A 24,876-nucleotide genomic window follows, 5' to 3' on the forward strand; every position below is an offset into this window, starting at 1 on the left:
TCCGCAATAGTGATTTGCCCCGGATCTTACTTGTATCCCCCTGCTACTGCAATACATGGAAAGCGGATAACCCCGTGCTACCACCAAGGAACGACGATGCATAAACTGATGATTGTTTCCCGCCAAAAAGCGGCCTATGAAGCCCTGTTCGCCAAGCAGCCGATAGCCGGACTTGAGTTGACCCAGAAGCCGCAAGAAGCCACTATCTTGCTGGCCGATCCGCCGAAGGTCGCCCCGTTGCTCGATGAGTTCCCGGCGCTTGAGTGGCTCCAGTCAACCTTTGCCGGCATCGATGCCTTGACCGATAAAAGCCTACGCCAAGATTATACCCTGACCAATATCCGCGGCTGCTTCGGCCAGTTGATCAGCGAGTACGTGCTGGGATTGGCTATCGCCCACCAGCGCCACTTTGCGACCTACCAAACCCAGCAGCGGGCCAGTCACTGGCAACCTCACTCCTATAGCACCCTTGCCGGCAAAACGATGGTGATACTGGGTACAGGGAGTATCGGCAGCCACCTTGCCCGTTCGGCCAAAGCATTGGGGTTCCACCTTGTCGGGGTCAATCGCTCTGGGACCACCAGTGAACCGGCTTTCGATACCACTCTCCCTCTGGCAGGGCTCAATTCAGCGCTCAAGCAGGCAGACTTAGTGGTCTCCACCTTGCCGGCCACCTCTGGAACCAATGATATCCTCAATGCCACCAGCCTGGGCCATTGCCACAAGGCTTTGTTGTTCAATGTCGGCCGAGGCAATGCCCTTTGCGAAACCGGCCTGCTCAGCGTATTGGATTCAGGTGCAATCGCCCATGCTTTCCTTGATGTTTTCAAGCAGGAGCCGCTGCCCCAGAGCCATCCTTTCTGGCAGCATCCGGCTATCACTATTACCCCGCACATTGCCGCCGAAAGCTTTCCCCATCAGGTCATGGCAATTTTACGCAGTAATGCCGAGCGCTGGATGAACCAACAACCGTTGCGCTATACCATAGACTTTCAGCACGGTTATTAATGCCGTTCACGGAGCCGTATGAGCCCTTCTGCCGACAAGCAACAACTTGATAACCTGCTCGATCAAATTCGGCAGTGCGCGATCTGCCGGGATCATCTTCCTCTCGGCCCACGGCCTGTCATCCAGGCCGCCGGTAGCGCTCGCCTGATGATCATCGGCCAGGCTCCGGGCACCAAGGTGCATGAAACCGGGATCCCGTGGAACGATCCGAGCGGCGACCGTCTCCGCCGCTGGCTGGATCTCGACCGCGAGACCTTCTATGACCCCGAGCATATCGCCATCATGCCGATGGGGCTGTGTTATCCCGGCCGGGGCAAGTCCGGCGATCTCCCGCCCCGCCCCGAATGCGCGCCACAGTGGCACCCGCAGGTCTGGCCGCTGCTGCCCAATATAGGGATGACCCTGCTGGTCGGCCAATATGCCCAGCAACGCTACCTCAAAGACAAACCGAAGACGCTAACAGAAACCGTAAAAGCGTGGCGCAACTGGGCGCCACAGTACATCCCGATGCCACACCCCTCACCGCGCAACACGCTGTGGCTAAAGAAGAACCCGTGGTTCGAAGAAGAAGTGGTGCCGTATATCCGCGAATACGTCCATCAGCATCTCGAGAAGCGAGATCCTAGAACCTAGATCCTGGTTCCTAGTTCATGGGTTCCTAGTTCATGGGTTCCTAGTTCATGGGTTCCTAGTTCATGGGTTCTGGGTTCTGGGTTCTGGGTTCTGGGTTCTGGGTTCTGGGTTCTGGGTTCTGGGTTCTGGGTTCTGGGTTCTGGGTTCTGGGTTCTGGGTTCTGGGTTCTGGGTTCTGGGTTCTGGGTTCTGGGTTCTGGGTTCTGGGTTCTGGGTTCTGGGTTCTGCAAAAATACCCTAAAGTCATACCATTGCTTCAAACTCTTTAGCTTTTAATCTTTTCCTAGGAACCAGGACCCGCTTTTCCAAGGATCTCAAAATAAAAAAGCCCACACAGCAAGCTGTATGGGCTTCTAATGCTTTTCCCAAGGGCCTAGCAACCTAGCACCCAGGATCCGCTTTATTTATGGTATGGCTTTGACAGCTCGTGCACCGCATCGACGAACACACCTGCGTTCTCAGGCGGCACATCCAGATGGATACCGTGGCCTAGGTTGAATACGTGGCCAGTACCACCGTCGCCGAAGCCTTCAAGGATAGTGGCAACTTCCTGGCGAATACGCTCTGGCTGGGCGTACAGCATCGATGGATCCATGTTGCCCTGCAGGGCCACTTTGTCGCCTACACGCTTCTTGGCATCAGCAATATTGATGGTCCAGTCAAGGCCAACTGCATCACAGCCTGTTGCTGCGATTTGCTCCAGCCACATACCACCGTTCTTGGTAAATAGTGTCACCGGTACACGGCGGCCGTCATTTTCACGGATCAGTCCATCGACAATCTTGTGCATGTAGCGCAGTGAGAACTCGTTGTAGTCACGCGGTGTCAGAACGCCCCCCCAGGTATCGAATACCATTACCGACTGGGCACCGGCTTTGATCTGTGCGTTGAGGTACTCAACCACACTGTCAGCCAACTTATCCAGCAACAGGTGCAGGGTTTGCGGCTCGGCATACATCATCTTCTTGATCTTGGTGAACGCCTTCGAGCTGCCACCTTCCACCATGTAGGTCGCCAGTGTCCACGGACTACCCGAGAAACCGATCAACGGCACTTCACCTTGCAGATCTTTGCGGATCTGGCGTACGGCATTCATCACGTACTGCAGCTCGCCTTCCGGATCCGGCCGGCCAATCTTGTCGACATCGGCCTTACAAGTGATTGGACGCTCGAACTTAGGCCCTTCGCCAGCTTCAAAGTACAGTCCCAATCCCATCGCATCTGGGATAGTCAGAATATCTGAGAACAGGATGGCCGCATCCAGCGGGAAACGGCGAAGAGGCTGTAGTGTCACCTCACTGGCAAGCTCAGCATTTTTACATAGCGACATGAAGTCACCGGCTACGCTGCGAGTTGCACGATATTCAGGTAGGTAACGCCCTGCCTGACGCATCATCCATACCGGGGTGCAATCGACTGGCTGCTTCAATAAAGCGCGAAGGTAGCGGTCATTCTTTAGTTCGCTCATTTGGGACTCCATGGTTTTATTATGCGCGTATTGTATCACTCACGGCGGTCAACAAAAGAGGCCATTTGTTAACCGGATCAAGTTTATAGTAACAATCTGGTCACCAGATTTGCGACACTCAGGGCTATCGTGGTACAAAATCTGCGCGCTAGCAATAATAACAATGACTTTGCTCGTAGAAGGCAAAATAACTGCACCTTACCCCTCCTCACGGAGGGTTTTTTTATTCTATTGTTCACTGGCTCCTCGCCACCAGCCGTTGCCCATTCGCTCACCCTCCAAGCGCTCGCTTTACTCTTTGCCCATCAATGTCAGGGTGTACTCTATCAACGCCCTGGCAATCGTCCCCGGCGGGGCAAGTTCAGGCAGGCTATTTCTCGTTGCCCAAAGGGCATCGGTCAGTTCGGCATAGTCAGGATTGAGCTCACCGCTTTGGTAGTCGGCCAGGAATCCCATCATCAGGTTGGACGGAAACGCCCATGGCTGGCTGGCAAAGTAGCGAATATTGGTCACGTGTATCCCGGTTTCTTCCAGGACTTCCCTTGCCACACACTGCTCCAGCGTCTCCCCGGCTTCGACAAAGCCGGCAATCACGGTATACATACCCGTTTTGTGTCGCGGGTGCTGGGCCAACAGGATTTTGTCTTGATTGCGCACGGCGACAATAACGCACGGTGACAGGCGTGGGTAATGATGGCCATGGCATCCCTGGCAGGCCATAGCGAGCTCAGCATGGACCAACCTGCATTCGCTTCCGCATTGGGGGCAAAATCGCTGAGAATGCAGCATATGCGACAATTGGATAGCGCGCCCAGCGAGATTAAATAACTCACCGTCTATGGTCAGTAATGCCCGTAAGCTATCAAACTCACCCTTTCCTAGCCCACTCTCATCAAACTCTGCTGACGCTTCGAGCCAGTAAACCGGTCTATCGCGGTATCGGCCAACCTCCACCACATTTTCAAGATCAACCTCTATTTCGTTCGGCTCTTTGAGGGGAAGTTGTTGATCTTCCAAGTAGAGCTGACGATCTTTGACTATGCACCAATAGGCTTTTTCTTGTTTTTCTAACATCAACGTCACATCCATCCTTGCAGGGTATCGTTTTTACTGGCAATCTAAAGTTAATACGGAAAAGGATCCGTAATTCAAGGTTCTCTTTTTTAAGAGATTAACAGGTATTGTTTCCAGTACTCGGTACTGTAGATCATGAGGGCATGGTCATGTTAAGTAAATTCGAGCAAGTACAAAAACAATGGGGCGGTACCAGTGACGTTATCGACCACTGGCTCATGTCTCGGCAACAATTGCTGATCGATTACTGCAAGTTAGCCGGACTTCCTCCGTTCGAAAGTAATAATCGCCAACTTCCAACCTCTTCCCAGCTCCAACTTTTCAGCCAACAGTTGGTCGACTATATCTCCGAAGGCCATTTTAAAATCTACGATATGGTCATGGAGCGCTGGAACGCAACCGGCTTTTCACCGACAGAAGAAATCTCCCAGCTCTACGCACAAATCACCCAAACCACCGATCCGTTGCTGAACTTCAGCGATAAATACACCGATATGGGTGAAGATGACGAACTACCAGACTTTGACAATGATCTGTCTGCCATCGGCGAGCTGATTGAAATCCGCTTTGCCCTTGAAGACAAGCTCATCGAATTGATCAGTGAGAGCCTAGCCTGCCCACCGGGCGCCTAGCCAGCTCCTACCTGTCCTCACCTGCCACCAGCCTGGTGACTCACCGGGCTGGTCATCCTTTTATACGCCTTATTCCTGCATCCTGCAAAACATCGCCAACGCGACCTCAGTGTTGATGCCGCCGTATCGCCCCTGCCCATTTGCTAACTGGCTAACAACTCGCCCAAACTGTAGGCAATAAAAAGGGCACCCGAAGGTACCCTTTTATTCAATGCGTTAGCTAACGATTAGTTTTCGTCGCTTAGGCCTGCATTCAGTAGCGCTGCAAGATCTTGCGATGCCTGCTCTGCATCTACCTGAGGTGCAACCGGCTCTAGCTCAGCATCACGCTGGCGCTGGCGGTTCTGGTGGTACGCGAAACCGGTACCAGCAGGGATCAAACGACCAACGATTACGTTCTCTTTCAGGCCACGTAGCTCGTCACGCTTACCAGAAACCGCAGCTTCTGTTAGTACGCGAGTTGTTTCCTGGAACGATGCAGCCGAGATGAACGACTCAGTTGCAAGCGACGCTTTGGTGATACCCAGTAGGTCACGCTCATACGTTGCTGGCAGCTTGCCTTCAGCTTCAAGCTTACGGTTCGCAATCGTGATGCGAGAGAACTCAACCTGCTCACCAGGTAGGAACTCAGAATCACCAGAAGACAGGATAGTTGCCTTACGTAGCATCTGACGAACGATAGTCTCGATGTGCTTATCGTTAATCTTAACGCCCTGTAGACGGTAAACTTCCTGAACCTCGTTCACGATGTACTCTGCAACGGCGTGAACGCCACGCAGACGTAGGATATCGTGTGGAGCCTCTGGACCATCGGCGATTACATCACCCTTCTCAACCTTCTCACCTTCGAATACGTTCAGCTGGCGCCACTTAGGAACCATTTCTTCGTATGCGTTGCCTTCTGCAGGCGTGATGATCAGACGACGCTTGCCTTTAGTCTCTTTACCGAACGATACGGTACCAGTGATTTCAGCAAGGATCGCAGGCTCTTTCGGCTTACGTGCTTCGAATAGGTCCGCAACTCGTGGTAGACCACCGGTGATATCTTTCGTACCGCCAGATGCCTGCGGGATACGTGCTAGCGTATCACCGATACCAACCATTGCACCGTCTTCAAGCTGGACGATTGCTTTACCCGGTAGGAAGTACTGAGCTGGCATTTCAGTGCCGGCGATCATTACATCGTTACCGTTTTCGTCAACTAGCTTAACCGTTGGACGCATGTCTTTACCTGCACCGGTACGCTCAGCAGCGTCAAGTACGGTAATCATAGACAGACCTGTTAGCTCATCAGTCTGACGAGAAACAGTGACACCATCGATTAGGTCAACGAACTGAACACGACCTGCCACTTCAGTGATGATTGGCATTGTGTGCGGGTCCCAGTTAGCGATAACTTCGCCAGCTGCTACTTCAGCACCGTCACCTTTAGTCAGGTGAGAACCGTATGGCAGTTTGTAGTTCTCTTTAGTACGGCCGAACTCATCGATAACGCTCATTTCTGAGGCACGAGAAGTGATAACTAGCTTGCCTTCGTTGTTGGTAACAAACTTGGCATTGTGCAGTTTCATCGAACCGTTGTTCTTAACCTGGATGCTGTTCTCAGCCGCTGCCGCAGATGCCGCACCACCGATGTGGAACGTACGCATCGTAAGCTGTGTACCCGGCTCACCGATTGACTGTGCTGCAACAACACCCACCGCTTCACCCTGGTTCACTAGGTGACCACGTGCTAGGTCACGACCGTAACAGTTCTTACAACAACCGAAGTCGTTCTGACAGGTTACCACAGAGCGTACTTTCACCTGGTCGACAGAGTTCGCTTCTAGGATGTCACACCACTTCTCATCAAGAAGTGTATTACGTGGCGCTAGAACTTCGTCTGTACCCGGCTTGATAACGTCTTCCGCAACCACACGGCCAAGAACGCGATCACCAAGTTGCTCTTTAACATCACCACCCTCGATTAGAGGCATCATAGTGATACCTTCGTGAGTGCCACAGTCATCAGACGTGATTACCACGTCCTGAGCAACGTCTACCAGACGACGTGTTAGGTAACCGGAGTTCGCAGTCTTAAGTGCGGTATCGGCAAGACCCTTACGAGCACCGTGAGTAGAGATGAAGTACTGTAGTACGTTCAGACCTTCACGGAAGTTCGCTGTGATCGGCGTTTCGATGATTGAGCCATCCGGCTTAGCCATCAGACCACGCATACCCGCTAGCTGACGGATCTGAGCGGCAGAACCACGAGCACCTGAGTCGGCCATCATGTATACGCTGTTGAACGATTTCTGCTGTTCTTCTTCGCCGTCACGGTTGATAACTGTGTCGTAAGACAGGTTATCCATCATCGCCTTAGCAACCTGCTCGTTGGCTGTTGCCCAGATATCGATAACTTTGTTGTAACGCTCGCCCGCGGTAACAAGACCTGACTGGAACTGCTCCTGGATTTCAGCAACTTCAGCTTCGGCTTCGGCGATCTTGGTGTATTTCGCTTCTGGTACAACCATGTCGTCGATACCAACAGATACACCAGATAGTGCCGCGTAAGCAAAACCTGTGTACATGATCTGGTCAGCAAAGATAACAGTATCTTTCATGCCCAGCTCACGGTAACAGGTGTTAAGCAGTTTAGAGATCTGCTTCTTACCAAGAGCTTCAGTGTTAACAAGGCTGTAAGACAGACCTTTCGGTACGATAGTCCATAGCATTGCACGACCAACAGTCGTATCGATCAGCTTAGTTTCAGCCGTCAGGTTACCCTGCTCGTCTTTGCTGTGCTCAGTGATACGAACTTTAACGCGAGCGTGTAGCTCAGCATTACCTGTACGGTAAGCTTTTTCAGCTTCAGCAGGACCTTCAAGGTACATGCCTTCGCCTTTCGCGTTGATCTTTTCACGAGTCATGTAGTAAAGACCCAATACAACGTCCTGAGAAGGTACGATGATCGGATCACCAGATGCTGGTGAAAGGATGTTGTTGGTAGACATCATCAGTGCACGTGCTTCTAGCTGTGCTTCCAGCGTTAGAGGTACGTGTACCGCCATCTGGTCACCATCGAAGTCGGCGTTATATGCCGCACACACTAGTGGGTGAAGCTGAATCGCTTTACCTTCGATTAGTACTGGTTCGAATGCCTGGATACCCAAACGGTGCAGTGTTGGTGCACGGTTAAGCATAACTGGGTGTTCGCGAATTACTTCGTCTAGGATATCCCAAACAACCGCTTCTTCGCGCTCAACCATCTTCTTAGCAGCTTTGATCGTTGTCGCCAGACCACGAGTCTCTAGCTTGCCGTAGATAAATGGTTTGAATAGCTCAAGTGCCATCTTCTTAGGAAGACCACACTGGTGCAGACGTAGGTATGGACCTACGGTGATAACAGAACGACCTGAGTAGTCAACACGCTTACCAAGTAGGTTCTGACGGAAACGACCCTGCTTACCTTTGATCATGTCAGCCAAAGATTTCAGAGGACGCTTGTTCGAACCTGTGATAGCGCGGCCACGGCGACCGTTATCAAGCAATGCATCAACAGACTCCTGAAGCATACGTTTTTCGTTACGTACGATGATATCAGGGGCTGCTAGATCCAGTAGACGCTTCAGACGGTTGTTACGGTTGATAACGCGACGGTACAGATCGTTCAGATCTGAAGTAGCGAAACGACCACCATCTAGCGGTACCAACGGACGTAGATCCGGCGGCAGTACTGGCAGTACAGACAGGATCATCCACTCAGGGTTGTTGCCTGACTGTAGGAATGCTTCAACCAGCTTAAGACGCTTGGTTAGCTTCTTACGCTTGGTTTCAGAGTTAGTTTCTTCTAGCTCTTCGCGCATCAGCTCGATTTCAGCATTCAGGTCCATATTGGCCAGAAGTGCCTGAACGGCTTCAGCACCCATCTTCGCGTCGAACTCGTCGCCCCACTCTTCAAGTGCATCCAGGTACTGTTCTTCAGACAGCAGCTGGCTACGCTCAAGGTTGGTCATACCCGGTTCGATTACCACGTAAGATTCAAAGTAAAGTACACGCTCGATGTCACGTAGCGGCATGTCCATTAACAAACCGATACGAGATGGCAGTGACTTAAGGAACCAGATGTGGGCTACAGGAGAAGCTAGCTCAATGTGACCCATGCGCTCACGACGCACTTTAGTCTGAGTTACTTCTACACCACATTTTTCACAGATAACACCACGGTGCTTCAGGCGCTTGTACTTGCCACACAGACACTCGTAGTCTTTTACCGGGCCAAAGATACGTGCACAGAAAAGACCGTCACGCTCAGGCTTAAAAGTACGGTAGTTGATGGTTTCTGGTTTTTTCACTTCACCGAAAGACCATGAACGGATCATGTCTGGTGAAGCAAGACCGATTTTGATTGCATCAAATTCTTCAGTCTTGTGTTGTGCTTTCAGAAACTTAAGTAAGTCTTTCACATTCGGCTCCTGTGAGGAGTTGACCCATAAAGGCGCCAGTCTGCTGGCGCCTTCATATTTATACCGGAGTAACTAATAAATCTTGGTATGAACCGAGGCTTATTCGTCTTCCAGCTCGATGTTGATACCCAACGAGCGGATTTCTTTCAACAGTACGTTGAACGATTCCGGCATACCAGGTTCCATACGATGGTCGCCATCGACGATGTTCTTGTACATCTTCGTACGGCCGTTAACGTCATCCGACTTAACAGTTAGCATTTCCTGTAGGGTGTATGCAGCACCATATGCTTCTAGTGCCCACACTTCCATCTCACCGAAACGCTGACCACCGAACTGAGCTTTACCACCCAGCGGCTGCTGAGTAACAAGGCTGTAAGAACCGGTAGAACGGGCATGCATCTTGTCATCAACCAAGTGGTTCAGTTTCAGCATGTACATGTAACCAACAGTTACAGGACGCTCAAACTTGTCACCAGTACGGCCGTCAAACAGAGTCAGCTGACCAGATTCTGGCAGATCACCCAATTTCAGAAGCTCTTTGATAGAGGATTCTGGCGCACCATCGAAGACAGGTGTCGCGATTGGTAGACCGTTGCGCAGGTTGCTGATCAGAGTACGTACTTCGTCGTCGCTTAGCGCGGCAATGTCTACTTTCTGGCGCGTGTCGCCCAGATCGTACACTTTCTGCAGGAAGTTACGGAACTGGTGTAGTTCCTGCTGCTGCTTAAGCATCTCGTTGATCTTGTCACCGATACCTTTCGCTGCAAGACCCAAGTGAGTCTCCAGGATCTGACCGATGTTCATACGAGACGGTACACCCAGTGGGTTAAGTACGATGTCTACTGTCTGACCTTTTTCGTCGTACGGCATATCTTCAACAGGACAAATCTTAGAGATTACACCCTTGTTACCGTGACGACCCGCCATCTTATCACCAGGCTGGATACGACGCTTAACCGCTAGATAAACCTTAACAATCTTAAGGACACCCGGCGCTAGGTCATCACCCTGTGTGATCTTACGGCGCTTGGTTTCAAATTTCTTATCGAACTCAGCTTTCAGCTCGTCGTACTGCTCGGCTAGCTGCTCAAGCTGGTTCTGCTGTGCTTCGTCATCAAGAGTCTGTGCGAACAGCTTCTCGCGGTCCATTGAAGACAGCTTGTCTTCGCTGTAACCCGCGGCAAGAAGAAGCGTACGAACACGTGCAAGAAGACCACCTTCAAGGATCTGGAATTCTTCAGTGATGTCTTTCTTCGCTTCTTTCAGCTGCATCTCTTCGATTTCTAGCGCACGCTTGTCTTTCTCAACGCCGTCACGGGTAAATACCTGAACGTCGATGATAGTACCAGACACAGAGTTAGGTACGCGTAGAGAAGAGTCTTTCACGTCAGACGCTTTCTCACCGAAGATAGCACGTAGTAGCTTCTCTTCAGGAGTTAGCTGAGTTTCACCCTTAGGTGTCACCTTACCAACTAGGATGTCGCCACCCTTAACTTCAGCACCGATGTAAACGATACCTGACTCATCCAGCTTAGATAGCGCTGCTTCACCCACGTTCGGGATATCGGCAGTGATTTCTTCCGCACCTAGCTTGGTATCACGCGCCACACAAGATAGCTCTTGGATGTGGATAGTTGTCAGGCGGTCTTCCTGTACAACACGCTCAGATACAAGGATGGAATCCTCGAAGTTGTAACCGTTCCAAGGCATGAACGCGATACGCATGTTCTGGCCAAGGGCTAGTTCACCAAGGTCGGTAGATGGACCATCAGCTAGTACGTCACCACGAGCCACAGGCTCACCCGGCATCACAGTTGGACGCTGGTTGATACATGTGTTCTGGTTAGAACGGGTGTATTTGGTCAGGTTGTAGATGTCGATACCCGCTTCGCCTGGTACCAACTCGTCTTCGTTAACCTTGATAACGATACGAGAAGCATCTACTGACTGAACCATACCGCCACGTTTAGCTACGGCTGTAACACCGGAGTCAACCGCTACGTTACGCTCGATACCTGTACCTACTAGCGGCTTGTCAGCACGTAGAGTAGGAACTGCCTGACGCTGCATGTTCGCACCCATAAGGGCACGGTTCGCATCATCGTGCTCTAGGAATGGGATCAGAGACGCAGCCACCGATACAACCTGGTTGGTTGCAACGTCCATGTACTGGACATGGTCACGTGGGTGCAGACCTGATTCACCTTTCTGGCGGGCAGTGATCAGTTCGTCAGCGAAAGAGCCGTCTTCGTTAAGCGCGGCGTTCGCCTGAGCGATTACGTAATGGCCTTCTTCGATAGCAGATAGGTAGTCGATTTCTTCGGTTACCTTGCCGTCGATCACTTTACGGTATGGAGTTTCCAAGAAACCGTAAGGGTTACACTGAGCAAATGCTGACAGTGAGTTGATCAGACCGATGTTTGGACCTTCCGGCGTTTCGATCGGACATAGACGACCGTAGTGGGTCGCGTGTACGTCTCGAACCTCAAAGCCAGCACGCTCACGAGTCAGACCACCTGGACCAAGCGCCGAGATACGACGTTTGTGAGTAACTTCTGACAGTGGGTTGTTCTGGTCCATAAACTGAGACAGCTGAGAAGAGCCAAAGAACTCTTTCACTGCCGCAGAAATTGGCTTGGCATTGATTAGGTCTTGAGGCATTACTGCATCTAGATCGCCAAGGCTTAGGCGCTCTTTAACAGCACGCTCAACACGTACCAGACCAACTCGGAATTGGTTTTCAGCCATTTCGCCTACAGAACGAATACGACGGTTGCCTAGGTGGTCGATATCATCAACTTCACCTTTACCGTTACGGATATCGATCAGACGACGCATTACATCGATGATGTCAGCGTGGTCTAGGGTACCCTGACCTGTAGACTCTTCACGACCTAGCGAGCTGTTGAACTTCATACGGCCCACAGCAGATAGATCGTAACGCTCTTCAGTGAAGAACAAGCTTTCGAAAAGCTGCTCTGCCGCTTCGCGCGTTGGTGGCTCGCCCGGGCGCATCATGCGGTAGATTTCTACCAGTGCGCTTAAACGGTCGGTCGTGCTGTCGACACGGATAGTGTCAGACATGTACGGACCGTAATCTAGATCGTTCGTAAACAGAACTTCTAGAGATTTGTAACCTGCCTGAGATAGCAGAGCTAGTGTTTCCAGGCTTAGTTCCTGGTTAGCTGCTGCGATCAGCTCGCCGGTTTCCTCGTTCACGTAATCACGTGATGCGATTTTACCCACGATGTATTCAACAGGGACTTCGATGTGGTCAACACCGTCTTTACCTAGCTGGCGGATATGGCGAGCGGTAATACGGCGGCCTTGCTCAACGTAAACCTTGCCGTTGGCTTCGATATCGAAGCTGGCGGTTTCACCGCGTAGACGCTCAGGTACCAGTTCCATCACAAGAGACTTGCCCTGTACTTCGAAGTTTACCTTCTCGAAGAACATGTCAAGGATCTGCTCGGTGGTGTAGCCTAGCGCGCGCAGGATGATTGAAGCAGGAAGCTTACGACGACGGTCGATACGTACGAATACGTTATCCTTAGGATCAAATTCGAAATCCAACCATGAACCACGGTATGGGATTACGCGTGCGTTATAAAGCACTTTACCTGAGGAGTGGGTCTTACCCTTATCGCTGTCGAAGAAAACACCCGGGCTACGGTGTAGCTGGGATACGATAACCCTCTCGGTACCGTTAATAACGAATGTACCGTTATCTGTCATGAGCGGAATTTCGCCCATGTAAACTTCTTGTTCTTTAATGTCTTTGACTGTGCCAGCTGGCGCGTCTTTATCGTACATGACAAGACGAAGCTTCACACGAAGTGGTGCAGAGTACGTTACGCCACGAATCTGACATTCTTTAACATCGAAGACCGGCTCACCGAGACGATAGCTAACGTATTGCAGCTCGGAATTGCCGTTATAGCTCTGAATTGGGAAAACAGAACGAAAGGCAGCTTCTAGACCGTAATGCCCTTCTGGATCCTGCTCGATGAACTTTTTAAAAGACTCAAGCTGGATCGACAGCAAGTATGGTACATCCAAAACTTGTGGACGCTTACCAAAATCCTTACGGATACGCTTTTTCTCGGTATAAGAGTAAACCATAGGTTCCTCAGATCGCTGATAAGTGATCCAAACTGCTCAAAACGAGGAGCAGTGACTAATAACACTGTTTTTGTAGGAACAGCTCCGCGAGAGCAGGACTGTTTTTTGCATGGAGAGTGGTCGCAAAACAATGTGAAAACACCACTACCCTACAGCGCAAAAAGGCCGGTGGCTTTTTAGCCACCAGCCATTAGCCAATTAAGGCTAAGAAATTAAGTAATTATTACTTAACTTCAACAGAAGCACCAGCTTCTTCTAGCTGAGCTTTAAGAGCTTCAGCTTCAGCTTTGTCAACACCTTCTTTCAGAGGTGCTGGAGCGCCGTCAACTAGAGCTTTAGCTTCTTTAAGACCTAGGCCAGTCGCGCCACGTACAGCTTTGATAGTTGCAACTTTGTTTGCGCCAGCGCCAGTTAGGATTACGTCGAATTCAGTTTGCTCTTCAGCTGCTTCTGCAGCTGCGCCGCCCGCTACTACTGCTGCTGCAGCAGAAACGCCGAATTTCTCTTCCATAGCTTCGATTAGCTCAACAACTTGCATTACAGACATTTCTGCAACTGCGTCTAGGATTTGCTCGTTAGTGATAGACATAACAATTCTCTTTAAAAGTCAACAATTAGTTTAAATAGCAATCAGTGAAAAGCAAGGGCTATTAAGCCGCAGCTTCTTCTTTCTGATCGCGAACAGCTGCGATAGTACGTACCAGCTTACCAGCAGACGCTTCTTTCATGCACATCATTAGGCGTGCAATCGCTTCGTCGTATGTTGGTAGAGTTGCTAGTACTTCAACGTCAGCAACAGCGCCTTCGAATGCGGCTGCTTTGATCTCGAAATCTTTGTTCTCTTTAGCGAAGTCTTTGAAAAGACGCGCTGCAGCACCTGGGTGCTCATTAGAGAAACCGATCAGTGTAGGACCTACGAAAGTCTCAGTAAGACATTCGAAATCAGTACCTTCCACTGCACGACGAGCTAGTGTGTTACGAACAACTTTCAGGTAAACGCCGTTTTCACGAGCTTGTTTACGTAGAGAAGTCATCGCACCCACAGCAACGCCACGAGAGTCAGCAACAACTGCAGACAGGGCACCATTGGCAGCTTCGTTGACTTCAGCAACAATTGCTTTTTTGTCTTGAAGGTTCAATGCCATTGGATTTGCTCCTGGATTATGCCGGGAAGTCCCGGACTGTACACCACTCACTGCCGGTATGGCAGGAGAGTTTTTACGGCGCAGATCCAAGAAAGACTTACATCAATCATGTTCTGGCACCGTCTACGTAGGTGATATTAAGTCAGCTCTAAGAGTTGACGCCTACGGTCTTTGACGAAGGCTGTTACCGAGGCAACAGCCTTAGCCACGAATTCGGAAGCGCAAATTATACACGAAATTTGCGCTTCTGCAAATTACTGTGCGTTAGTTTCCAGAGTATTCTGGTCTAGCGCTACACCTGCACCCATAGTGGTAGAGATGCTTACTTTCTTGATGAAAGTACCTTTAGCTGAAGAAGGCTTAGCTTTCTTCAGAGCAACTAGAAGAGCTTCTAGGTTCTCTTTTAGTTGAGCAGCGTCGAAGTCCACTTTACCGATAGTAGTGTGGATGATGCCGTTCTTGTCGTTACGGTAACGAACCTGACCCGCTTTAGCGTTCTTAACAGCTTCAGCAACGTTAGGAGTTACAGTACCAACTTTAGGGTTTGGCATTAGACCGCGTGGACCAAGAATAGTACCAAGCTGACCTACAACGCGCATTGCATCTGGAGATGCGATAACTACGTCGAAGTTCATCTCGCCTTTCTTAACCTGTGCAGCTAGATCGTCCATACCTACTAGGTCAGCGCCAGCTTCTTTAGCAGCTTCAGCGTTTGCACCCTGAGTGAATACCGCTACGCGGATTTCACGGCCAGTACCGTTTGGTAGTACAGTTGCACCACGAACGTTCTGGTCAGATTTACGTGCATCGATGCCAAGGTTAACAGCAACGTCAACGCTTTCAGTAAATTTAGCAGTAGCTAGTTCTTTAAGAAGAGCAACAGCTTCGTTGATGTCGTACTCGCGGTTAACATCAACTTTCTCGCGGATTACGCGCATACGTTTAGTAAGTTTTGCCATTGTCTTAACCCTCTACCACTAGACCCATTGAACGAGCAGTACCAGCAATCGAACGCTTCATAGCTTCGATGTCAGCACCAGTCATGTCCGCAGCTTTAGTTTCTGCGATCTCTTGGATCTGAGCGTCAGTTACAGTACCAACTTTCTCAGTGTTCGGACGGCCAGAACCAGACTTAACGCCAGCAGCTTTCTTAAGAAGAACAGCAGCAGGTGGAGTCTTAGTGATGAACGTGAAAGAACGGTCGTTGTATACTGTGATAACAACTGGAGTCGGTAGACCTTTCTCGATTGAGTCAGTCTTAGCGTTGAACGCTTTACAGAATTCCATGATGTTCACACCGTGCTGACCTAGTGCAGGACCAACCGGTGGACTTGGGTTTGCCATACCAGCTGCAACTTGCAGCTTGATGTAAGCTTCTACTTTTTTAGCCATTGCTATTTACCTTAATTTGGGTTCGAACGTCTATTCTCTAGAAATAGACTCCCCGTCTAACGAAAGGGCGCGAAATTATAGTCCAATTTCACGCCCCTGACAACTAAAACTGATTATTTAATGATCAGCTTTTTTCGACCTGGCCAAACTCCAGTTCAACAGGAGTCGCACGGCCGAAGATTGATACAGATACCTTCAGGCGGCTCTTGTCGTAATCGACTTCTTCCACCACACCGTTGAAGTCTGCGAACGGGCCGTCAGTAACACGGACAACTTCACCCGGTTCGAACACAGTTTTGTGTACAGGTGATTCGCTCGCCTTCTCAAGGCGGTTAAGGATTGCATCAGCCTCTTTATCAGAGATCGGAGCCGGACGGTCAGATGTACCGCCGATGAACCCCATTACACGAGGGATACTACGTACCAGATGCCATGTCTCATCGTTCATCACCATCTGTACAAGCACATAGCCAGGGAAGAACTTGCGCTCGCTCTTACGGCGCTGGCCAGCACGCACTTCCACAACTTCTTCTGTTGGGACAAGCACTTCTTCGAAGTACTCTTCCATGCCGTGCATTTTAATATGCTCACGTAGGGATTGTGCAACACGACCTTCAAAACCAGAGAAGGCCTGTACTACATACCATCGTTTTTTTGGAGCTTCGCTCATGAACTCTTACCTCACACACCGGTAACTAGGCGGACTAGACGGACCATGATGCCGTCGATGCCCCACAAGGCTAACGCCATAATGACAGTGACAGCTAAAACGATAAAGGTTGTCTGCGTAGCTTCCTGACGAGTAGGCCATACTACCTTGCGGACTTCCATGCGCGATTCGCGTGCAAACGCAATCGCGGTTTTACCTTTTGCTGTAAGTGCAGCAATACCACCAGCCGCTGCCACTAGGACAACAACCGCGGCAGCGCGTAGCACTACAGAAACATCACTGTACAGGTAATTACCAACCACAGCGGCAGCTAGCAGAGCAAATACAGCGACCCATTTAAGGCCGTCCATACCGCCGGAGCTGCTTTGGTTTTCGGCATTCGCTTTCATACAACCAACCTGTAACTAGTCTCAATATAGACGAAAATAACCCCGCATTTGCGAGGCTAACAATGAAGGAAAGCACTAAAGCTTTAATTACAAACAAAAAACTTCATCATAATAAAATGTTTCTCTGCAGGCTTGAGCAAAAAATATGCAAAACCAAGCAACAGCGCAGAAAAAGGGCATCAAATGATGCCCTTTTTAGTACCTAGTCGTCAAATATTATTCAACGATCTTAGCTACAACACCAGCACCAACGGTACGGCCACCTTCACGGATTGCGAAGCGCAGACCTTCGTCCATCGCGATAGGAGCGATTAGAGTAACAACCATCTTGATGTTGTCGCCAGGCATAACCATTTCTACGCCTTCTGGTAGCTCGATAGTACCAGTTACGTCAGTTGTACGGAAGTAGAACTGTGGACGGTAGCCTTTGAAGAATGGCGTGTGACGGCCACCTTCGTCTTTAGACAGAACGTATACTTCTGATTCGAAAGTAGTGTGCGGAGTGATAGAACCTGGCTTAGCAAGAACCTGACCACGCTCAACTTCGTCACGCTTAGTACCACGTAGAAGAACACCAACGTTCTCACCAGCACGGCCTTCGTCAAGAAGCTTACGGAACATCTCAACACCAGTACAAGTAGTTGTAGTGGTCTCTTTGATACCGATGATTTCTACTTCGTCACCTACAGTGATGATACCCTGCTCAACACGACCAGTTACAACAGTACCACGGCCCTGGATTGAGAATACATCTTCGATAGGTAGGATGAACGGACGGTCGATCGCACGCTCTGGCTCTGGGATGTAGTTGTCTAGTGCTTCAGCTAGCTCAACAATCTTGTCTTCCCACTCTTTCTCGCCGTTTAGCGCGCCAAGAGCAGAACCCATGATTACTGGGCAGTCGTCACCTGGGAATTCGTACTCGGATAGAAGTTCACGTACTTCCATCTCAACTAGCTCTAGAAGCTCTTCGTCATCAACCATGTCACACTTGTTCATGAACACGATGATGTATGGGATACCAACCTGACGGCCTAGTAGGATGTGCTCACGAGTCTGAGGCATTGGGCCGTCAGTTGCAGCAACAACTAGGATACCACCGTCCATCTGCGCAGCACCAGTGATCATGTTTTTAACGTAATCGGCGTGTCCTGGGCAGTCTACGTGCGCGTAGTGACGAGTTGGAGTATCGTACTCTACGTGAGAAGTAGAGATTGTGATACCACGCTCGCGCTCTTCTGGAGCGTTATCGATAGATGCGAAGTCTTTAGCCTCACCACCGTATACTTTTGCAAGCGTAGTACAGATAGCAGCTGTTAGAGTTGTTTTACCGTGGTCAACGTGGCCGATAGTACCAACGTTAACGTGCGGTTTAGTACGTTCAAATTTTTCTTTAGACATGGATAGTCCCTCTAGGCACGGTATTTGGTGGCATTACGACCACACAACCAATCATGGGTTTTGTAGAGTATATATCAAAAGAAAAGAAGTCACTTGAGGAGAGAGTGGTGCTGATAGGCGGATTTGAACCGCCGACCTCACCCTTACCAAGGGTGCGCTCTACCGACTGAGCTATATCAGCACACAAGAAGTGTGGAGCGGGCAGCGGGAATCGAACCCGCATCATCAGCTTGGAAGGCTGAGGTAATAGCCATTATACGATGCCCGCAAAACTCGTCACTCGATAAGCTATTCTTTCTTAAGAAAATGGTGGAGGGGGACGGATTCGAACCATCGAAGGCAGTGCCGGCAGATTTACAGTCTGCTCCCTTTGGCCACTCGGGAACCCCTCCAGATTTTTTTGCACTTTCACTCATCTAGGAGAAAGTGGTGCCGACTACCGGAATCGAACTGGTGACCTACTGATTACAAGTCAGTTGCTCTACCTACTGAGCTAAGTCGGCGTAAGTGCTGCGCATTCTAGAGAACTATCCCTAGCCTTGCAATACCTTTTTTTCGATTTTTCCAGATTTCGAACTTTATTGGCGAAAATTCACCCATCACCGACATTTTGCATACAAAGCAAGGCCTTCCAGCACCAAATCCGAGCGGTGACAGAAGTCTTTCCCCCACTGCTGAGGCAGGTGTCTAACCCCACCACCACACAGGATCACCTTGGGTTCGGTTTTCAGCTTCTCGCGAGCTTGTGATAGACCGTATTCAATCAACCCCACCAAAGCGGCACGGCAACCGTTCTTAAGGCCATCGGCGGTGTTATCGGCAAACGTGAGGGCATCGCTGTGCTCACGATCGGCAAAGACTTTAGTGGTATTCTCCAACACCGACTTCATCATCAGCTGGTAACCAGGGGCTATCCAACCACCAAGGTGTTTGCCCTCTTCCGTCATCACATCGAAGGTAAGCGCGGTGCCAATATCAACAATAACGGTTGGCGCTTTGAATTCCTGGCGAATAGCCACCAGCGTCAGCCAACGGTCAACACCCAGATATTGATATTCGCTGTAGGCGTTCTTAACACCAAAATCTTTTCTCAGTGTCTTAACCTGCATCACGGGGATATTGGCAAGCTGAGAGATACGCTGCAGGGAGTTATCAATTTCAACCGGCCCTACACTGGCAAATACGATTCTGGTGACTCCATTCTCCAGTAACGGTTCCAAGACCATTTCCAGCTTCTTGCTTGGGAAGCGCCCCAGCAGCGTGAAATGACCATCTTCAAATAGTTGGGCAACTTTTACATAACTGTTGCCCGCTTCAATCAAAATTTGCATCAACAACCTCTAAGGCTGATTTCTCCACCGAGGTAAGGAGTGATCCCTTGTTCGGTTTCCAGTAATAACGCTCCCTGGTTATTGATCCCGCGAGCAATCCCTTCCACTACGCGGTTACCCATCAATAACTTCACAGGGCGATCCAAAAAGTTATCCAGCCTATTCCAGCGAGGTGTAAAGCCATTCATCCCGCTTTCTTCATATTCACTCAACGCTTCATGCAGTCTGTTGATCAGCGTAGCAGCGAGCATATTGCGATCAGGTAAAGAGTCGCAAGCCTCGGTAAGATTGGTCCACGACTGCTCAATGGCTTCACCTTCTGCTTCTGGCATCGCAATATTAAGCCCCATGCCAATCACCAAGTGGGCTGCTTCACCAGCCTGGCCCGACATTTCCACCAGGATGCCAGCCAGTTTTCGATCCTGGTAGTAAAGGTCATTCGGCCACTTAACCTTAATGCCTTCCGCACCCAGCGACTCTAATGCTTCGGCTATCGCTACACCGACCACAAGACTCAGGCCCATGGCCGCGGCAATACCGGCATCAAGGCGCCAATACATCGAAAGGTAGAGGTTACTGCCAAATGGCGATAGCCACTGACGACCTCGGCGGCCGCGGCCTGCCTGCTGGTATTCCGCCAGGCAACTTGCTCCCTTAGGCATCGTACCGACACGATCAAGCAAATACTGGTTAGTCGAGTCAATGACAGGAATAACCTCTAAGCTCGGGCACTTTACCTGAGCCAAGATCGTATCGCAATCAAGCAGTTCCAGTTTTGCAGGAAGGCTATAGCCTTTGCCTTGGAGGCGGAAAATATCAATTCCCCAACTACGTAGTACCTTGATATGCTTACTGACTGCCGCCCGGGATATCCCTAGCGCTTCACCCAGAGCCTCACCGGAATGAAACTGCCCATCTGCCAGCTTGGCAATCAGGGCAAGACGCGTAGCATGCTCTTTCATTGGTAAACCTCGGCCAATGTGGTTTCTTTTGTTCCTGCCATAAAGCGGACTTCATGCTCCAGTTCAATACCGAACTTGGCCTGCACGCTGTCCACCACAAACTGGGCAAGGTGCAATACATCTTCAACCTGAGCATTATGGTAATTCACTAATACCAGCGCCTGCTGATCATGTACCCGTGCCCCACCAATCTGGTGACCTTTGAGCTGACACTGATCAATCAACCAACCAGCTGCAAGTTTTTCCAAATCGTTGGATTGAGGATAATGCGGCATCGACGGATATTGTGCAAGTAGATGCTTAGCAACATGACTTTCAACAACGGGGTTTTTAAAGAAGCTCCCTGCATTACCCAACACATTGGGATCCGGTAACTTGGATTGACGGATAGCACAAACGGCTTCGAGGATTTCTTTTGCTGAAACGGTTTCCTGCTCAAACTGCGCCAGCGGGCCGTAAGAAACGACCGGCCTCCAGGCTTTAGTCAACCGGAAGCCTACCGCTGTAATGGCGTGGGTATCTTTCAATGCATGCTTGAAGATGGAGTCTCGGTAACCAAACTGGCATTGCTCTGCGGTAAAACGGCTTTGTTCACCACTGGCAAGCTCAACAGTATCGACATAAGCGCAGACATCCTTTAACTCCACCCCATAGGCACCGATATTCTGAATCGGCGACGAGCCAACACAGCCAGGGATCAAAGCAAGATTCTCTAACCCCGGCATGCCCTGCTCAACGGTTTGGGTCACCAGTTGGTGCCAATCCTCTCCAGCACCTACATGCAGCAAGAAGGCATCGGCGGTTTCTGTTACCTCGATACCGATTATGCGGTTTAGTACAACGATACCGGCGAAGTCTTCACAAAAAAGCATGTTGCTGCCCTGGCCGAGGATCAGCTTAGGCATTTCTTGATAGCGTTCATCTTGCCAGATAGACACCAAATCCTGCGCCGTTTCGGCTATAACAATTTCTCTGGCCTTAACATCGAGACCAAATGTGTGAAACGGTGCTAGCGACCTATCCTGCAAAACTTTCATGCGACTTATGATCCATACCTTTATACTAGGAGCTGCATTTTAACTGATTCATCCATTCTTGGCAGTGTTTTCCCTATGAGCAAGCTTAGATTCCACCCATTAGAGCCTCTCCGTTTTCCCCTTATTAACCGCTTCTATAAGACATATTATCCAGCAGGTAAGGCGAAAAAAGACGAAATCATCTGGATTGGCGAGGATAACAAAGGCATACAAGCGTGTGTCAGGTTCAAGCAATTTGAACAATTTCAGCTACTAACCGGAATGCTGGTTCACCCTGATTTACGCTCACAAGGACAAGGCGCAGCATTACTGAGCGCTTGCCAAGCCCAGACCTCAGTACAACCTTGCTACTGCTTTGCTTTTAGCTATTTAGAGTCATTTTACCAATCTTCAGGTTTTGTAACTCTAGAGGACAACCAATTGCCAGAGTCGTTACGTACAAGGATCAACCGCTACCGACAAAGCGGTAAAAGCCTTACTCCTATGCTCTATGATCAAAGTAGTAAACGTGAATTAAGCCAAGCGTGACATAAGCCAACTTAGCAATACGTGGACTATGATGTTTTTCTGATATAATTGCGCCCTTAACTAACCGATTCATCCTTATTAAGGTCGCGTAAACGAGGCGATAATGGATTCAGCTATTGCTAACAAGCAACGCATTGAGCAACTGCCGTGTATTGCACACAAGCCAGAAGATTTAGAGACCCTTCTCGATGCAGGATCGTTCCGTGAACGTCTCCACCAAGAAATCTCCAAAGCCAAAGCGCGTATTTATCTAGTTGCGCTCTACCTACAAGATGACGACGGTGGGCGTGGGATCCTCACGGCACTGTACGAAGCCAAGCAAGCTAACCCAGAGCTTGATATAAAGGTTCTGGTCGATTGGCACCGGGCACAACGCGGGCTTATCGGCGCAGACAAATCAGACGGTAACGCCGCTCTGTACCGCGAGTTCTCCGAAAAATACGAACACCAAATCGATATTCTTGGTGTGCCAGTACGTAACCGCGAAGTATTCGGCGTACTGCACCTCAAAGGCTTTGTCGTCGATGATAAGATCATCTACAGCGGTGCAAGCCTCAATGATGTGTACCTAGCCCAGCACCAACGCTACCGCTATGACCGCTATCATGTGATCCACAACAGCCAACTTGCCGATAGCATGGCCAACTTTATAGTCGACACCTTGGTCAACAGCGATGCGGTCAACTGTCTAAGCCAAGCGAATCGCCCAGAAACCAGAAACCTGAAAGGGGCAATTAAAACGCTGCGCCATCAATTACAAAGAGCCAGCTACCAGTTTGAGCCTGAGCAGGTTTCTGATACCGAAGTGGGTCTTACCCCACTCGTTGGCCTTGGCAAGCGAAAGAATAAGCTTAATCAGCATATCTGTACCCTGATTGCCAGCGCACAGCAAGAGTTGACGATCTGCACCCCTTACTTCAACTTCCCACGTAGCGTGAGCCGGGAAGTAAAAAGGGCACTACGCCGTGGCGTGAAAGTGACCATCGTTGTTGGTGACAAGACCGCAAATGACTTCTATATCCCACCGAGTGAGCCGTTCAGGACAATTGCCGGGCTGCCGTATCTATACGAAGTCAACCTGCGTAACTTCGCCAAACAAAATGAAGGAGCTATTGCCAGACGCCAGCTTGCCATCCACCTTTGGAAGCACAACGACAACAGTTTCCACCTAAAAGGGATTTGGGTTGACCGCAGCTATATGCTGATCACTGGCAATAACCTCAACCCCCGAGCTTGGAAACTGGATCTCGAAAATGCCATCCTGGTCCATGACAAGCAACAGTTGCTGGCAGAGCAGAAACAAGGTGAGCTCGACCGTATCCTTGAACATACCCAGCTTGTCGGTAGCTATAAGTTTATCGATAAAATCGACGCCTACCCGGCACCGGTGCGCAAATTGATCAAGCGTATCCGTCGGGTCAAAGCCGATCATATCCTCAACCAGATCCTGTAAGAGAGACGATCATGACTATTGCTGCCATCGATGTAGATCCTCAAAAGACCTTTACTCCACTGTGCCCTAATGAGCTACCAGTAGCCGAAGGGGACACTATCGGCTCTGAATTGAATCGCCAGGCAGCATTAGCTAACGTTCGTGTACTGACAAAAGATGCCCATCCGCATAATGCGGTATGGGTTGTCGACTCACATGACAAGATGCTCTCTCCATTGGATCACCCTAATGCCGATTTAACCTGGGTTAGCCATGCTGTTCCGGGCACCCTTGGATTTGAAACGATCCCTGAACTTCCTCCGGTGACAGAGTATGATCATGTTATTTGGAAAGGGATCGAGCCGGATCTTCACCCCTACGGTGCCTGTTATCATGATCTTCAAGAGAAGCTCAGCACGGGCCTTATCGAGTGGCTGCAAGCCAAGGCGGTCAAAACAGTCTTAGTTGGTGGTCTTGCTACTGACTACTGTGTTAAAACCACAGCCTTGCAATTACAAGCTTCCGGCCTATTCCAGGTGATCGTCAATCTCGCAGCATGTCGTGGCATTGCACCCGATACTGTCGAACAAGCTTGTATAGAAATGAAAGCGGCCGGTATTTGCGTGTGCGATAGCACTGAGGCTGTCAAAGCCCTGTTATAACCGAAGCCACCGTTTGTTCTTAATATTATGAACCCAGCCATTGGCTGGGTTTCTTTTTCTTATGGTTCTGTGGTTCTGTCACAAGACTCTGTAAATCCCCCGATCAACCTGCCAAATATCACTACTAACGACCTGTAGGGCCGCTCTTAAACCCCACAGCCTCGTTCTTCCTATAAAGACAAAAAGCCCTGATATTATTAACAGGGCTTCTAGATACGTAACAAAGAACTGTAATTCTGCTTCGGTTTAATATAAGTGGCGGAACGGATGGGACTCAACACGCCGGGTTTCCGGACGCAACCAAAGTGCACAGCATTTTCGGGAGCATCAGATACAAGAAAGCCTCGTCATTCGACGAGACTTCTTAATAAGTGGCGAAACGGCCGGGCTGGCCCTCCAGCGGGACTCATTCGCCTGCAAGGCGAACATAACCGATAGATGTAAAAAAGCCCGAGTCTTTCGACTCGGGCTTAGTATAAGTGGCGGAGCGGACGGGACTCGAACCCGCGACCCCCGGCGTGACAGGCCGGTATTCTAACCAAC

The 24,876-nt window shown here is 50.0% G+C and carries 20 protein-coding genes and 4 tRNA genes; 6 read left to right on the forward strand and 18 right to left on the reverse strand.

Annotated elements, in window-relative coordinates; genetic code table 11:
- Nucleotides 1-96: 96 nt before the first annotated feature.
- Both R2X38_RS23765 and R2X38_RS23770 read left to right on the forward strand, forming a co-directional pair.
- On the forward strand, nt 97-1,008 hold the full coding sequence (locus R2X38_RS23765; RefSeq protein ID WP_317524814.1) for a D-2-hydroxyacid dehydrogenase: 912 nt from the start codon (nt 97-99) through the stop codon (nt 1,006-1,008).
- Nucleotides 1,009-1,026: 18 nt separating this feature from the next.
- A complete protein-coding gene (locus tag R2X38_RS23770; RefSeq protein ID WP_317524815.1) occupies nt 1,027-1,641 on the forward strand; it encodes a uracil-DNA glycosylase family protein in 615 nt (204 codons plus the stop codon).
- A gap of 399 nt (nt 1,642-2,040) precedes the next feature.
- Here R2X38_RS23770 and hemE read toward each other — a convergent pair whose 3' ends face one another.
- Nucleotides 2,041-3,108, reverse strand: a complete 1,068-nt coding sequence (gene hemE, locus R2X38_RS23775; protein ID WP_317524816.1) for a uroporphyrinogen decarboxylase — start codon at nt 3,106-3,108, stop codon at nt 2,041-2,043.
- 291 nt (nt 3,109-3,399) lie between these two features.
- Complete coding sequence (nudC, locus tag R2X38_RS23780; RefSeq protein ID WP_317524817.1) at nt 3,400-4,182, reverse strand: NAD(+) diphosphatase; 783 nt, start codon at nt 4,180-4,182, stop codon at nt 3,400-3,402.
- A 143-nt stretch (nt 4,183-4,325) separates the two neighbouring features.
- On the opposite strand from nudC, the gene rsd reads away from it, so the two are divergent.
- A complete protein-coding gene (gene rsd, locus R2X38_RS23785) occupies nt 4,326-4,814 on the forward strand; it encodes a sigma D regulator (protein WP_317524835.1) in 489 nt (162 codons plus the stop codon).
- 227 nt (nt 4,815-5,041) lie between these two features.
- Here the strand turns inward: rsd and rpoC are convergent, their stop codons facing one another.
- The 16 genes from rpoC to murB form a co-directional block, all read right to left on the reverse strand.
- Nucleotides 5,042-9,259, reverse strand: coding sequence for a DNA-directed RNA polymerase subunit beta' (gene rpoC / locus R2X38_RS23790; protein ID WP_317524818.1), 4,218 nt, complete (start codon nt 9,257-9,259; stop codon nt 5,042-5,044).
- Nucleotides 9,260-9,358: 99 nt separating this feature from the next.
- The gene (gene rpoB / locus R2X38_RS23795) at nt 9,359-13,384 is read right to left on the reverse strand and encodes a DNA-directed RNA polymerase subunit beta (protein WP_317524819.1); all 4,026 of its coding nucleotides are present in this window, start codon (nt 13,382-13,384) and stop codon (nt 9,359-9,361) included.
- Nucleotides 13,385-13,607: 223 nt separating this feature from the next.
- Nucleotides 13,608-13,973 carry a 50S ribosomal protein L7/L12 gene (rplL, locus tag R2X38_RS23800; RefSeq protein ID WP_187460011.1) on the reverse strand — a complete coding sequence of 122 codons (366 nt, stop codon included), beginning with the start codon at nt 13,971-13,973 and terminating at the stop codon, nt 13,608-13,610.
- Between the two features lie 61 nt (nt 13,974-14,034).
- Entirely contained in the window at nt 14,035-14,529 is a 495-nt protein-coding gene (rplJ, locus tag R2X38_RS23805; protein ID WP_036817332.1) for a 50S ribosomal protein L10, read from the reverse strand.
- Between the two features lie 254 nt (nt 14,530-14,783).
- Nucleotides 14,784-15,488: a 50S ribosomal protein L1 gene (gene rplA, locus R2X38_RS23810; RefSeq protein ID WP_317524820.1), complete on the reverse strand. Its 705-nt coding sequence runs from the start codon at nt 15,486-15,488 to the stop codon at nt 14,784-14,786.
- Between the two features lie 4 nt (nt 15,489-15,492).
- Nucleotides 15,493-15,921: a 50S ribosomal protein L11 gene (gene rplK / locus R2X38_RS23815; RefSeq protein WP_007462791.1), complete on the reverse strand. Its 429-nt coding sequence runs from the start codon at nt 15,919-15,921 to the stop codon at nt 15,493-15,495.
- A 124-nt stretch (nt 15,922-16,045) separates the two neighbouring features.
- Nucleotides 16,046-16,591: a transcription termination/antitermination protein NusG gene (gene nusG / locus R2X38_RS23820; protein ID WP_039458779.1), complete on the reverse strand. Its 546-nt coding sequence runs from the start codon at nt 16,589-16,591 to the stop codon at nt 16,046-16,048.
- A gap of 11 nt (nt 16,592-16,602) precedes the next feature.
- Entirely contained in the window at nt 16,603-16,980 is a 378-nt protein-coding gene (gene secE / locus R2X38_RS23825) for a preprotein translocase subunit SecE (protein WP_281025905.1), read from the reverse strand.
- Nucleotides 16,981-17,196: 216 nt separating this feature from the next.
- Nucleotides 17,197-18,381, reverse strand: coding sequence for an elongation factor Tu (tuf, locus tag R2X38_RS23830; RefSeq protein ID WP_044622103.1), 1,185 nt, complete (start codon nt 18,379-18,381; stop codon nt 17,197-17,199).
- Nucleotides 18,382-18,486: 105 nt separating this feature from the next.
- Nucleotides 18,487-18,562: transfer RNA gene (locus R2X38_RS23835), tRNA-Thr, on the reverse strand.
- Between the two features lie 12 nt (nt 18,563-18,574).
- Nucleotides 18,575-18,649, reverse strand: a tRNA-Gly gene (locus tag R2X38_RS23840).
- Nucleotides 18,650-18,688: 39 nt separating this feature from the next.
- A tRNA-Tyr gene (locus R2X38_RS23845) sits at nt 18,689-18,773 on the reverse strand.
- A 35-nt stretch (nt 18,774-18,808) separates the two neighbouring features.
- Nucleotides 18,809-18,884, reverse strand: a tRNA-Thr gene (locus R2X38_RS23850).
- 96 nt (nt 18,885-18,980) lie between these two features.
- Nucleotides 18,981-19,712 carry a type III pantothenate kinase gene (locus R2X38_RS23855; RefSeq protein WP_317524824.1) on the reverse strand — a complete coding sequence of 244 codons (732 nt, stop codon included), beginning with the start codon at nt 19,710-19,712 and terminating at the stop codon, nt 18,981-18,983.
- Nucleotides 19,712-20,674, reverse strand: a complete 963-nt coding sequence (gene birA, locus R2X38_RS23860) for a bifunctional biotin--[acetyl-CoA-carboxylase] ligase/biotin operon repressor BirA (RefSeq protein WP_317524825.1) — start codon at nt 20,672-20,674, stop codon at nt 19,712-19,714. The genes R2X38_RS23855 and birA overlap by 1 nt, the downstream gene beginning before the upstream one ends.
- Nucleotides 20,671-21,711: a UDP-N-acetylmuramate dehydrogenase gene (gene murB, locus R2X38_RS23865; RefSeq protein WP_317524826.1), complete on the reverse strand. Its 1,041-nt coding sequence runs from the start codon at nt 21,709-21,711 to the stop codon at nt 20,671-20,673. Before murB ends, birA begins: the two co-directional genes overlap by 4 nt.
- Nucleotides 21,712-21,786: 75 nt before the next feature.
- On the opposite strand from murB, the gene R2X38_RS23870 reads away from it, so the two are divergent.
- The 3 genes from R2X38_RS23870 to R2X38_RS23880 all read left to right on the forward strand — a co-directional run bounded on the left by R2X38_RS23870 (nt 21,787) and on the right by R2X38_RS23880 (nt 24,333).
- The gene (locus R2X38_RS23870) at nt 21,787-22,239 is read left to right on the forward strand and encodes a GNAT family N-acetyltransferase (protein WP_317524827.1); all 453 of its coding nucleotides are present in this window, start codon (nt 21,787-21,789) and stop codon (nt 22,237-22,239) included.
- A gap of 103 nt (nt 22,240-22,342) precedes the next feature.
- Nucleotides 22,343-23,692 (forward strand): CDP-diacylglycerol--serine O-phosphatidyltransferase, encoded by a 1,350-nt coding sequence (gene pssA, locus R2X38_RS23875; RefSeq protein WP_317524828.1) that lies wholly within the window; start codon nt 22,343-22,345, stop codon nt 23,690-23,692.
- Nucleotides 23,693-23,703: 11 nt separating this feature from the next.
- Nucleotides 23,704-24,333, forward strand: a complete 630-nt coding sequence (locus R2X38_RS23880; protein ID WP_317524830.1) for a nicotinamidase — start codon at nt 23,704-23,706, stop codon at nt 24,331-24,333.
- The last annotated feature ends 543 nt before the right edge of the window (nt 24,334-24,876 follow it).

Source organism: Photobacterium rosenbergii (assembly GCF_033022775.1).
Lineage (GTDB): Bacteria > Pseudomonadota > Gammaproteobacteria > Enterobacterales > Vibrionaceae > Photobacterium > Photobacterium rosenbergii_A.

Excerpts from the sequence above, each read along its gene's own strand:
- R2X38_RS23765 (WP_317524814.1), top strand. The coding sequence starts at position 97 with ATGCATAAACTGATGATTGTTTCCCGCCAAAAAGCGGCCTATGAAGCC.
- R2X38_RS23870 (WP_317524827.1), top strand. The coding sequence starts at position 21,787 with ATGAGCAAGCTTAGATTCCACCCATTAGAGCCTCTCCGTTTTCCCCTT.
- birA (WP_317524825.1), bottom strand. The coding sequence starts at position 20,674 with ATGAAAGAGCATGCTACGCGTCTTGCCCTGATTGCCAAGCTGGCAGAT.
- nudC (WP_317524817.1), bottom strand. The coding sequence starts at position 4,182 with ATGTTAGAAAAACAAGAAAAAGCCTATTGGTGCATAGTCAAAGATCGT.
- murB (WP_317524826.1), bottom strand. The coding sequence starts at position 21,711 with ATGAAAGTTTTGCAGGATAGGTCGCTAGCACCGTTTCACACATTTGGT.
- rplL (WP_187460011.1), bottom strand. The coding sequence starts at position 13,973 with ATGTCTATCACTAACGAGCAAATCCTAGACGCAGTTGCAGAAATGTCT.
- secE (WP_281025905.1), bottom strand. The coding sequence starts at position 16,980 with ATGAAAGCGAATGCCGAAAACCAAAGCAGCTCCGGCGGTATGGACGGC.
- rplK (WP_007462791.1), bottom strand. The coding sequence starts at position 15,921 with ATGGCTAAAAAAGTAGAAGCTTACATCAAGCTGCAAGTTGCAGCTGGT.
- hemE (WP_317524816.1), bottom strand. The coding sequence starts at position 3,108 with ATGAGCGAACTAAAGAATGACCGCTACCTTCGCGCTTTATTGAAGCAG.
- rplJ (WP_036817332.1), bottom strand. The coding sequence starts at position 14,529 with ATGGCATTGAACCTTCAAGACAAAAAAGCAATTGTTGCTGAAGTCAAC.
- pssA (WP_317524828.1), top strand. The coding sequence starts at position 22,343 with ATGGATTCAGCTATTGCTAACAAGCAACGCATTGAGCAACTGCCGTGT.
- tuf (WP_044622103.1), bottom strand. The coding sequence starts at position 18,381 with ATGTCTAAAGAAAAATTTGAACGTACTAAACCGCACGTTAACGTTGGT.
- nusG (WP_039458779.1), bottom strand. The coding sequence starts at position 16,591 with ATGAGCGAAGCTCCAAAAAAACGATGGTATGTAGTACAGGCCTTCTCT.
- R2X38_RS23880 (WP_317524830.1), top strand. The coding sequence starts at position 23,704 with ATGACTATTGCTGCCATCGATGTAGATCCTCAAAAGACCTTTACTCCA.
- rplA (WP_317524820.1), bottom strand. The coding sequence starts at position 15,488 with ATGGCAAAACTTACTAAACGTATGCGCGTAATCCGCGAGAAAGTTGAT.
- R2X38_RS23770 (WP_317524815.1), top strand. The coding sequence starts at position 1,027 with ATGAGCCCTTCTGCCGACAAGCAACAACTTGATAACCTGCTCGATCAA.
- rpoB (WP_317524819.1), bottom strand. The coding sequence starts at position 13,384 with ATGGTTTACTCTTATACCGAGAAAAAGCGTATCCGTAAGGATTTTGGT.
- rsd (WP_317524835.1), top strand. The coding sequence starts at position 4,326 with ATGGTCATGTTAAGTAAATTCGAGCAAGTACAAAAACAATGGGGCGGT.
- R2X38_RS23855 (WP_317524824.1), bottom strand. The coding sequence starts at position 19,712 with ATGCAAATTTTGATTGAAGCGGGCAACAGTTATGTAAAAGTTGCCCAA.